The sequence below is a fragment of the Nocardia spongicola genome, from assembly GCF_047200775.1.
GTDB lineage: Bacteria > Actinomycetota > Actinomycetes > Mycobacteriales > Mycobacteriaceae > Nocardia.
This window is the reverse complement of sequence record NZ_JBJZOO010000019.1, coordinates 58071-65882: the sequence shown is the minus strand read 5'-3', so window position 1 is coordinate 65882 and position 7812 is coordinate 58071. Positions and strand designations below refer to the sequence as shown.

The window sequence follows — 7812 nt, the reverse complement described above, 5'->3', positions numbered from 1 at the left end:
AGCCGCACGAAGTTCGCTATCAGTTCAGTGCCGTATTGCGCCTCGATCGATTCCGGATGGAATTGCACGCCCCACATCGGGAGTCCACGGTGCCGCAGCGCCATCACCAGTCCGTCGGAAGTCCGCGCAGTCACCTCGAGTTCCTCGGGGAGATCGCGTACGACGAGCGAGTGGTAGCGGACAACCCGCAGTGGCGTCGGCAGTCCGGCGAAAAGCTCTTCGGCACAATGCTCTACCAGGTCTGTCACCCCATGGGCCGGTTGGGGCGCATGCCCTACAGTGCCGCCGAAGACCTCCGCGATCCCCTGATGGCCGAGGCAAACGCCGAGCACCGGTCGTTCGCACCGTTCGATCACTTCACGGCAGACGCCGAAGTCCTCCGGTATCCCTGGGTGCCCTGGGCCGGGCGAGATGATCACTCCGTCGACCTTGTCTATCGGTAGGTCGCTGTACGGGGTCGTGTTGTCGACGATCAGCGCCGGGTTGCCGGTCACCGCGTGCACTTGTGCGGCCAGGTTGTTGGTGAACGAGTCGAGGTTGTCGATGATCAGGATGCGGGTCATCCCGCGATCTCCTCGCTTCGTGCCATCCGCTGTTCCTCGGCCCGGCAGGTGCCGTCGATGATGCCCTTGTAGACACCGACGAGAAAATCGGCGTCGACGTCGTATTCCTCGGCTGCGGTTCGGGCGCGGCCGAGGACCACGTCGATACGGTGTGGCTGCATCATGTCTATCTCTGCCTGCGTTTTCAGGTCTGCGATCTCCAAGCACACCCGCAGACGCGCCGACAACAAAGCGAGGATCGAATCGTCGAGTTCGTCCAGCTTGGCCCGCGGCTTCGCAAGGATGTCGTGGTCCTTCTCGGCCATGCCTCCACCACCGTTCGTTCGATTGACTCTGCTCCGCGGGAGGCCCGAATGGCAGGCCGGACTGCCGTCATGTCGACGGCACCTGGTTCGTTCCTCCGTGTCATCTCAAAGATGTCCGAGCAGTTGAACCGCGACCTCTCCTACGGTGCGGTGCCCCGATACTTAAGTAATTACTTGACTGTTATCAGTGCCTACGCCTACGGTGTTCGCGTGCCCGATGACATCGATGCGGGGGGCATCGGTGCAGATGACATCGATGCGATCTTCAAAGCGCTGGCGAATCCCGCCCGGCGCGATGTCATCACGCGCCTGGCCTACGGGCCTGCGACCACATCGGCGCTCGCGGGACCGCTCGATATGTCCTTGGCCGCAGTGGTCCAACACTTGCAGCACCTCGAATCGGCCGATTTGGTCGTATCACGAAAGGTCGGACGGGTCAGGGTGCACGAATTACGCCAAGACGGGCTTTTGCGCTTGGAGCGGTGGTCGGCAAGCAGGCGAAATCGCTACGAGGCACGTTTGGACCGGCTCGGCGAGGTGGTCGCTGCTCTGACGGCCACCGACTCGACAGATCAGACCGACGACGAGAAAGGACCTCGATGAGCACTCCGACCCTGAATCACAGCACGGTGGAGGTGGCCCGCAGCTATCCGGTGTCGCCCGACAAGATCTTCGCGGCCTACGCAGATGTCGAGCGGCGTGCTTCCTGGACGGCACCCGAGGGACACGAGGTGGTGTACGTGAACACCTCGTTCGATGTGGACGGGGTGGACGACTACCGGTGCGGGCCTATCGGTCAGGCAGAACTCACCGGCCGAGTCCGCTACCTCGATATCGAAGAGGGTGTCCGCATCGTCTACAGCGAGACGATATCGCTCGGCTCGCAACCACTGGCCATCTCGTTGGTGACCTGGAGCCTCGATCCGAACGACATCGGGACCGAGGTCACCGTGGTTTCGCAGGTCTGCTCGTTCGTGGGTGACGACATGATCGCGGGCACTCGCGAAGGACTCTCGATGGCTCTGGACAACCTCGCCGACGCGCTCTGATCTCATCCGGCCTACGCACCGATCTGATTGGGAGATTCGATGAACGCTTCGCGTGAGCACGACACACGCTGGTGGGCCTTCGCAGTCCTCGGCTTACCGACGATCTTGATATCGATGGATCAGAGCATCCTCTATCTGGCACTGCCTGCACTGTCGAGAGAGCTCGGTGCGACGAGCACCGAGTCGCTGTGGATCATGGACATGTACGGCTTCCTTCTGGCGGGCTCCCTGATCACCATGGGGTCGCTGGGCGACCGGATAGGACGCCGTAAGCTTCTGCTGCTCGGGGCTGCGGTATTCACTGTGGCGACAGTGGTCGCCGCGTTCTCGCCGACCCCGACCGCCTTGATCGTCGCTCGGGCGGCGATGGGTATCGCAGGCGCCACCCTGTTGCCATCGACGCTGGCCTTGATCTCGAATATCTTCACCAACCCACGCGAGCGGGGTAGTGCGATCGCTGCGTGGTTCAGTTGTCTGATGGTCGGAGGTGCGCTGGGGCCGATCATCGGTGGCGCGCTGCTCAGCTGGTTCTGGTGGGGCTCGGTGTTCCTCGTCGGTGTCCCGATCATGGCCGTCCTGCTCGTACTCGGCCCACGATTGCTCCCCGAGTACCGCGATCCGGACGCAGGCCGGATCGATCTGCTCAGCGTCCCATTGTCGCTGGGAGCCATACTGCCGATCGTCTACTCTCTCAAAGAGTTCGCGACCGGCACCGGCGGTGCGGCGGTATGGGTTCCGCTCCTGTGTGGAGTCCTGGTCGGTCTGATCTTCCTTCGTCGTCAGCAAGTCATCGCCGACCCGATGGTCGACCTGCGGCTGTTCCGAAGCCGACAGTTGTCGGCTTCCCTGGTCATCCTCTTCTTCGGGTCCATGACCACCGGAGGCATGTACCTCGTGGTCAGCCTCTATCTTCAGACCGTCGAGCAGCATTCGCCCTTTATCGCGGGTCTGTGGCTCTTGCCGTCGACCGCGGCGATCGTCATCGGCTCGATGGCCGCACCGGCGCTGCTCGGCAGAATTCGCATCAACCACCTGGTGGCCGCTGGTCTGTTGGTCACGGCGGCAGGCTATTTGCTGATGACGCAGGTGCCAGGGCAAGGCAGCATGCTCATTCTCGTGGCCGCCTTCGTACTGGCCTTCCTCGGCCTCGGTCCGATGGGGGCGGTCGGCACGGACCTCGTTGTCAGCGGGGCACCTCCCCAGCGTGCCGGTTCCGCGGCATCGCTTTCCGAAAGTAGCAACCATCTCGGCATCGCTGTGGGAATCGCTGCGTTCGGATCCATCGCATCGGCTGTGTACCGCTCCAGGATGGAGGAGGTCGACGTCCCGGCCGATAGCGCCGGGGTCAAAGAGAGCGTGATGCAGGCGGCGACTGTGGTGCGTGATCTTCCTCAGGAGTCGTTGCGCGTTTTCGTTAACGATATGAACGAGGCCTTCGTATCGGGCATGCACGCCACGGCGTGGGTCGGCGTCGGCCTGTTCGTCGCGCTGTCCGGTATCGCAGTGGTGGCGTTGCGCGGTGCGCGGACTCCGCAGCCGAGTACCGAACTGCCAGAAGCCGAAGCCGACGAGGTATCGACAGCCAAAGTCTTCTCCGCTGATGACGAGCGGTGAAGTCTCGGTGCCACCGCACAGCACGAGTGTGGCAACTGACCTCCCGGTCGCAGGCACTTCGGCGACCTGCACCCGATGGGTTGATCGCCTGAGCCGGGGCCGAGATTCTCGGCGCACCCGATTCCTTGTGGGGCAGCGGGGCATTGTGTCGTAGTGAGTTTCGTCGAGCGGGGGAGCGGACGTAGCTGATCTTTCCGGTCGGGCCAGGCCCGACCGGAAAGACGTCGTCCTCGGGGGACAGCGTCACGTTCACCGGATGTTCGGTCCGGACAAGGCATCGATGTCGTTGCCATCGGCGATCTGCTCCCACCTGATATAGGGGAGCATCAGCGGTCCGCGGGGACGTGTCGAACCCCGACTGCGCATGACCCCGGCACCGACCGGTTCGGGGGAATTCCTTGCGGCCGGCGTCGGCTGTGGAACCTTCGGCCCCGCAACCCGGCCCGCGTGCACCACGGGCCCGCATTCCGACCGGACAGTCATGAACCCTACATCCGGTTGCCTGCCACGCATGCTTGTTCGTATCGGAGACCAAGCTGTGAGATGAATAACACATGACTCGACCGCGGTAACTTCGCCCACTTCAGTCACGATGAATTCATCTTCCTGCTGCGACCGGCAGCTGCCTACACCGCATCGCCGACCTGCGGATACTACGAACACCAGTGGCGCTCAAGGTTTTCAGTCCGTGGATATCAGTTAATGTCTACGCTGGGACGGCCGGTTTCACCACCGACGCGCCTTCAGGTGCTTCGGGTGTGAAGTCATTACCCAGGGGGAGAGCAGGAGGGCACGGCTCAGCTTGTACCGAGCGCACCCGCACCGGCACCGGCCCCTGCACCGAGACGACTTACCAGACCCCCGGAAGCCCGAACCAGGGCCGTGCTCCGGGCAGCGTCGAAAATCCTGCGTCTGTATGGGTTCGATGCGACCGCCGTGGACTCTGTGGTGCCCGCGCTGATGAAGACGGATGAGAACCTCGCAATATCAATCGGCAGGGGAAGAATGTATAGGGACTGCGGTACATCGATTTCGGATTCGTCTATGCAAGGCGGCATTGCCGTCGGAGTCATATCGTCGAGTTCGGTCATCAGCACCGGATTGCGGGCAATGCTCGAGCAGGTGAAATTGGTCGAGTTCGTGGGGTATCCGAATCCTGATCTGTCTTCGTTGAGTAGCTACGACATGCTGATCGTTTTGGACGATTGCATAGATATGGTGCCGCTCGGCATCAATGCTCGTGTGCTCGTCGCTGTGACATCGCTCGTCGACGCCAGGGCGACAGTCGGATCGCCGCGGGCTGTAGTGGCCGACGGTTACTTCGAAATTGCCAACCTTTCACCGTCCATTCTCGGCGAGGTCGTGCGCTTGTGCCTCGCGGGTGCCTATCCGATTCCCCCCGGCATGCTGCGTGGGCTGATGGGCAAGAGAACAGCCGGAAGTTCCATTCGTAGTGCGTACGCCATCACCGCACGTGAGAAGGAGACGCTGGAGTATATCGCTGATGGACTGAGCAATGATCAAGTCGCTCGGAAACTGGGAATTTCACCGCACGGAGTCAAGCGACTGATTGCTAGCGCCATGGTGAAGCTGGATTCTCCCAACCGCACCGCGGCCGTTATCGAGGCAATCAGACTCGGGATTCTGCAGTGCCCGAACCAGCACTGCGCAGGGCATAGTGCCGTCTACAAGGGGATATACGGAGGTCCAACTGATGCACACGACGATGGCCGATGAGGGCTGGCCCGCTGACAGCCGCGATGCCATCACTGCGCACGATCGTCCTTCTGCGGCGGATTCCCCTGTGTTCAGCTGTGGATTCTCGACCGCCCCCGGGGTTGTGGGGCCTGCTCCTCGCTTCCGCGTGGAGGGGGGAACACCGACGCTTCGTTGCGGTCTCGCTGCGATCCTTCGCGCTGCGGGCATGCACCCTGAGGTCGGATCGCTGGACGAGGACTCCTCGGATAACTCGGGTTCCGCTGTGGTGTCGGTCGTCGTGCACGACCGTGGTGAGCTTCCACGCCCTTTGATTCCCAACGGCTTACGACTCCGCGTCACCGTCGCGGCAGCGTATGAGGAGAGAACACTGGTGGCAGCACTGGCAGCCGGGTATCACGGGGCGGTAGATCTCGGCACCTCACCAGAAGCCGTTATCACCGCGGTACGGGCTGCCCTGTACGGCCAGTGCACGCTCCCCTATGACGTCGCGCGACGCCTCGCCCTCGGCTCTCCGACTCCCGACGATACGCTCGACGCTCGGGAGGCCATGTGGCTGAACCGGCTGGTAGCCGGTTCCTCTGTGCTCGAACTCGCGGAGTCGGAGGCACTTTCGGAACGAGCGATGTATCGGAGACTGGCGGAGGTCTATCAGAGATTGGGGGTCGCCTCGCGCAGCGAGGCTATTGCCATTGCGTCGCGAGCCGGCATGCTCGGCGATCGCTCCGTGTGGCAAACAGCATGAGACGAATCGACTGCGACGTCTGGATGCTGCGTCTCGATGAGATAGACGAAGAACAGGTCGCGGGGTTCCTCGTACCAGAGGAGCAGAGTCGTCTGAAGCGGCTGCGCAACCGAGGCGACCGATTGCGCCACGCAGGCGGTCGCTCTCTATTGCGCGCGGCTGTCGCCGAGCGCGCCGGAGTCGAGCCAGGATCTGTTCATGTGGCCAGCCGCTGCGTGCTGTGTGGTTCCAGTGAACACGGCAAGCCCTATCTCGAAGCACGCGAAGAATACGTGTCGATCGCACACTCCTCGAACCTGGTTCTGGTCGCGATCACGGAGGTCGCCCCAGTCGGGGTCGACGTCGAGAAACGAGACAGCGGTATCGAAGTCGACCTGATCGCCGGGTACATCGTCGTTCCCGACGAGCCCGCACCAGTCGGCCCCACCGAGTTCTACCGAACCTGGTGTCGCAAGGAGGCAGTGGTCAAGGCCTGTGGTGTCGGCATTTCGGTCCCCTTACGCGACGTCCGAGTGACCGCCCCGGATCAGGAGGCGGGGCTGGTGTCGTTCCCGAAGCTGAATGAGCCTGTGACACTCTGCGACATCGACCTGAGCCATGCCCATACCGACTACGCCGCGGCGCTGGCCGTGCTCGCCGACGGCTCGCTCGCGCCCCGGCTCCGGGATGGAACTTCTCTCATCCACACCCTCACCCGTGGAGGTATCTCGTGAACCGGCTGCGCAAACTCGTTCGCGGTACTCTCGCAGGCGCCGTCTCACCCGGCATCGACGAAGTCACGCTTACCGCTCGATTCGGGCACGATGCCGATGACCCCCGAGTACGAGCCCTCTCGGCCGTACCGCAGGCGGTGGTCATCGGTTTGGAGCACGCACTGTGCGATAGCGACCCCGATGGCGTGCACGCGCGGCTCGCGCTGGTAGCGGAGGAGCACCGTGGTTTCGCCTATGAAGGCGCCACGATGGCTGCCACTATCCTCGATGCGGTATCGCCTCCGTCCCGCCGCGCGCCGAGGACCGCTGAGCTGATCATGAGCGGGGCCGGGCTTCCCCATCAGTTTCTCAACTACATCGGTATCGGTTTCGCCATGGCGCGCCTTCCTCGTCGCCTGTGGTCCCAGGTGCTGCCTGCTGATCTCCCCTCACACCCGACGATGGCCTGGCTCGCTGCCGACGGCTACGGCTTCGACCTCGCCTACTTCCAACCCGAGCGCTATCTATATCGCAGGCAGCGGCCCGCACCCTATTCGTGGCACACAGGCCAGCAGTGGTATTTCGAGAAGGCCGTCGACCAAGGCGTGGGGCGGGCCCTGTGGTTCGCGTACGCGGGCCGGGTGGCCGAGGTGGCACGCGCCATCGAGCAATTCGCGCCCGAACGCCATGAGGACCTGTGGTCCGGCGTAGGGCTGGCCGCGACCTTCGCCGGCCAGGCCGATGATGTGGCCGCCTTGATGCCTGCAGCTGGGATATTCGCGCCGGATCTGGGTGTCGGTGCCCTTCTGGCGGTGAAAGCGCGTCATACCGCGGGTCTATTGCCTATTCACACCATCGAGACACTCGCCGCCATCACCGGGCTGAGTGTGCTGGACGCGGTGGATCTCGTGGATGCCGCCGAGGTGTCCGGCCCAGACGACCGCCCTGTGCCTCATTACGCCACCTGGCGTAGCCGCTTGCGCGCGCGACTCGTTCCCGACCTCCTCGATGGTTCGGGTGCCGATGGCAGGCACTCTCAGCCCCGCAACGGTGAAGTGGCCGTAGCGCTCGCTGATCAAGACGATCGATAGCAAGGCTGGGGCCGTCGGGCGATGGTCCAATCCCGTC

9 protein-coding genes are annotated in these 7812 nt (G+C 63.2%); 7 read left to right on the top strand and 2 right to left on the bottom strand.

The features are described from left to right. Together ACL02S_RS21910 and ACL02S_RS21905 are read right to left on the bottom strand one after the other, a co-directional pair. The coding region (locus ACL02S_RS21910) for an anthranilate synthase component II (protein WP_412804358.1) at positions 1 to 563 on the bottom strand (563 nt) is incomplete at its 3' end. Next, complete coding sequence (locus ACL02S_RS21905) at positions 560 to 868, bottom strand: chorismate mutase (protein WP_412804357.1); 309 nt, start codon at positions 866 to 868, stop codon at positions 560 to 562. The genes ACL02S_RS21905 and ACL02S_RS21910, both read right to left, overlap by 4 nt. Before the next feature lie 111 nt (positions 869 to 979). On the opposite strand from ACL02S_RS21905, the gene ACL02S_RS21900 reads away from it, so the two are divergent. The 7 genes from ACL02S_RS21900 (at position 980) to ACL02S_RS21870 (ending at position 7775) form a co-directional block, all read left to right on the top strand. After that, positions 980 to 1471: an ArsR/SmtB family transcription factor gene (locus ACL02S_RS21900; protein ID WP_412804356.1), complete on the top strand. Its 492-nt coding sequence runs from the start codon at positions 980 to 982 to the stop codon at positions 1469 to 1471. Then, positions 1468 to 1917 carry an SRPBCC domain-containing protein gene (locus ACL02S_RS21895; RefSeq protein WP_412804355.1) on the top strand — a complete coding sequence of 150 codons (450 nt, stop codon included), beginning with the start codon at positions 1468 to 1470 and terminating at the stop codon, positions 1915 to 1917. The genes ACL02S_RS21900 and ACL02S_RS21895 overlap by 4 nt, the downstream gene beginning before the upstream one ends. A 39-nt stretch (positions 1918 to 1956) precedes the next feature. Beyond that, positions 1957 to 3531 carry an MFS transporter gene (locus tag ACL02S_RS21890; protein WP_412804354.1) on the top strand — a complete coding sequence of 525 codons (1575 nt, stop codon included), beginning with the start codon at positions 1957 to 1959 and terminating at the stop codon, positions 3529 to 3531. Positions 3532 to 4467: 936 nt separating this feature from the next. Next, positions 4468 to 5268 (top strand): response regulator transcription factor, encoded by an 801-nt coding sequence (locus ACL02S_RS21885; RefSeq protein WP_412804353.1) that lies wholly within the window; start codon positions 4468 to 4470, stop codon positions 5266 to 5268. Positions 5269 to 5455: 187 nt separating this feature from the next. Continuing rightward, positions 5456 to 5992, top strand: coding sequence for a hypothetical protein (locus ACL02S_RS21880; protein WP_412804352.1), 537 nt, complete (start codon positions 5456 to 5458; stop codon positions 5990 to 5992). Beyond that, positions 5989 to 6705, top strand: a complete 717-nt coding sequence (locus ACL02S_RS21875) for a 4'-phosphopantetheinyl transferase family protein (protein WP_412804351.1) — start codon at positions 5989 to 5991, stop codon at positions 6703 to 6705. The genes ACL02S_RS21880 and ACL02S_RS21875 overlap by 4 nt, the downstream gene beginning before the upstream one ends. After that, positions 6702 to 7775: a DUF1702 family protein gene (locus ACL02S_RS21870; RefSeq protein ID WP_412804350.1), complete on the top strand. Its 1074-nt coding sequence runs from the start codon at positions 6702 to 6704 to the stop codon at positions 7773 to 7775. The genes ACL02S_RS21875 and ACL02S_RS21870 overlap by 4 nt, the downstream gene beginning before the upstream one ends. Positions 7776 to 7812 lie beyond the last annotated feature (37 nt).

Bases quoted from the DNA above. Each gene is read 5' to 3' on its own strand.
- ACL02S_RS21905 (WP_412804357.1), bottom strand. From the start codon at position 868: ATGGCCGAGAAGGACCACGACATCCTTGCGAAGCCGCGGGCCAAGCTG.
- ACL02S_RS21900 (WP_412804356.1), top strand. From the start codon at position 980: ATGTCCGAGCAGTTGAACCGCGACCTCTCCTACGGTGCGGTGCCCCGA.
- ACL02S_RS21895 (WP_412804355.1), top strand. From the start codon at position 1,468: ATGAGCACTCCGACCCTGAATCACAGCACGGTGGAGGTGGCCCGCAGC.
- ACL02S_RS21890 (WP_412804354.1), top strand. From the start codon at position 1,957: ATGAACGCTTCGCGTGAGCACGACACACGCTGGTGGGCCTTCGCAGTC.
- ACL02S_RS21880 (WP_412804352.1), top strand. From the start codon at position 5,456: ATGCACCCTGAGGTCGGATCGCTGGACGAGGACTCCTCGGATAACTCG.
- ACL02S_RS21875 (WP_412804351.1), top strand. From the start codon at position 5,989: ATGAGACGAATCGACTGCGACGTCTGGATGCTGCGTCTCGATGAGATA.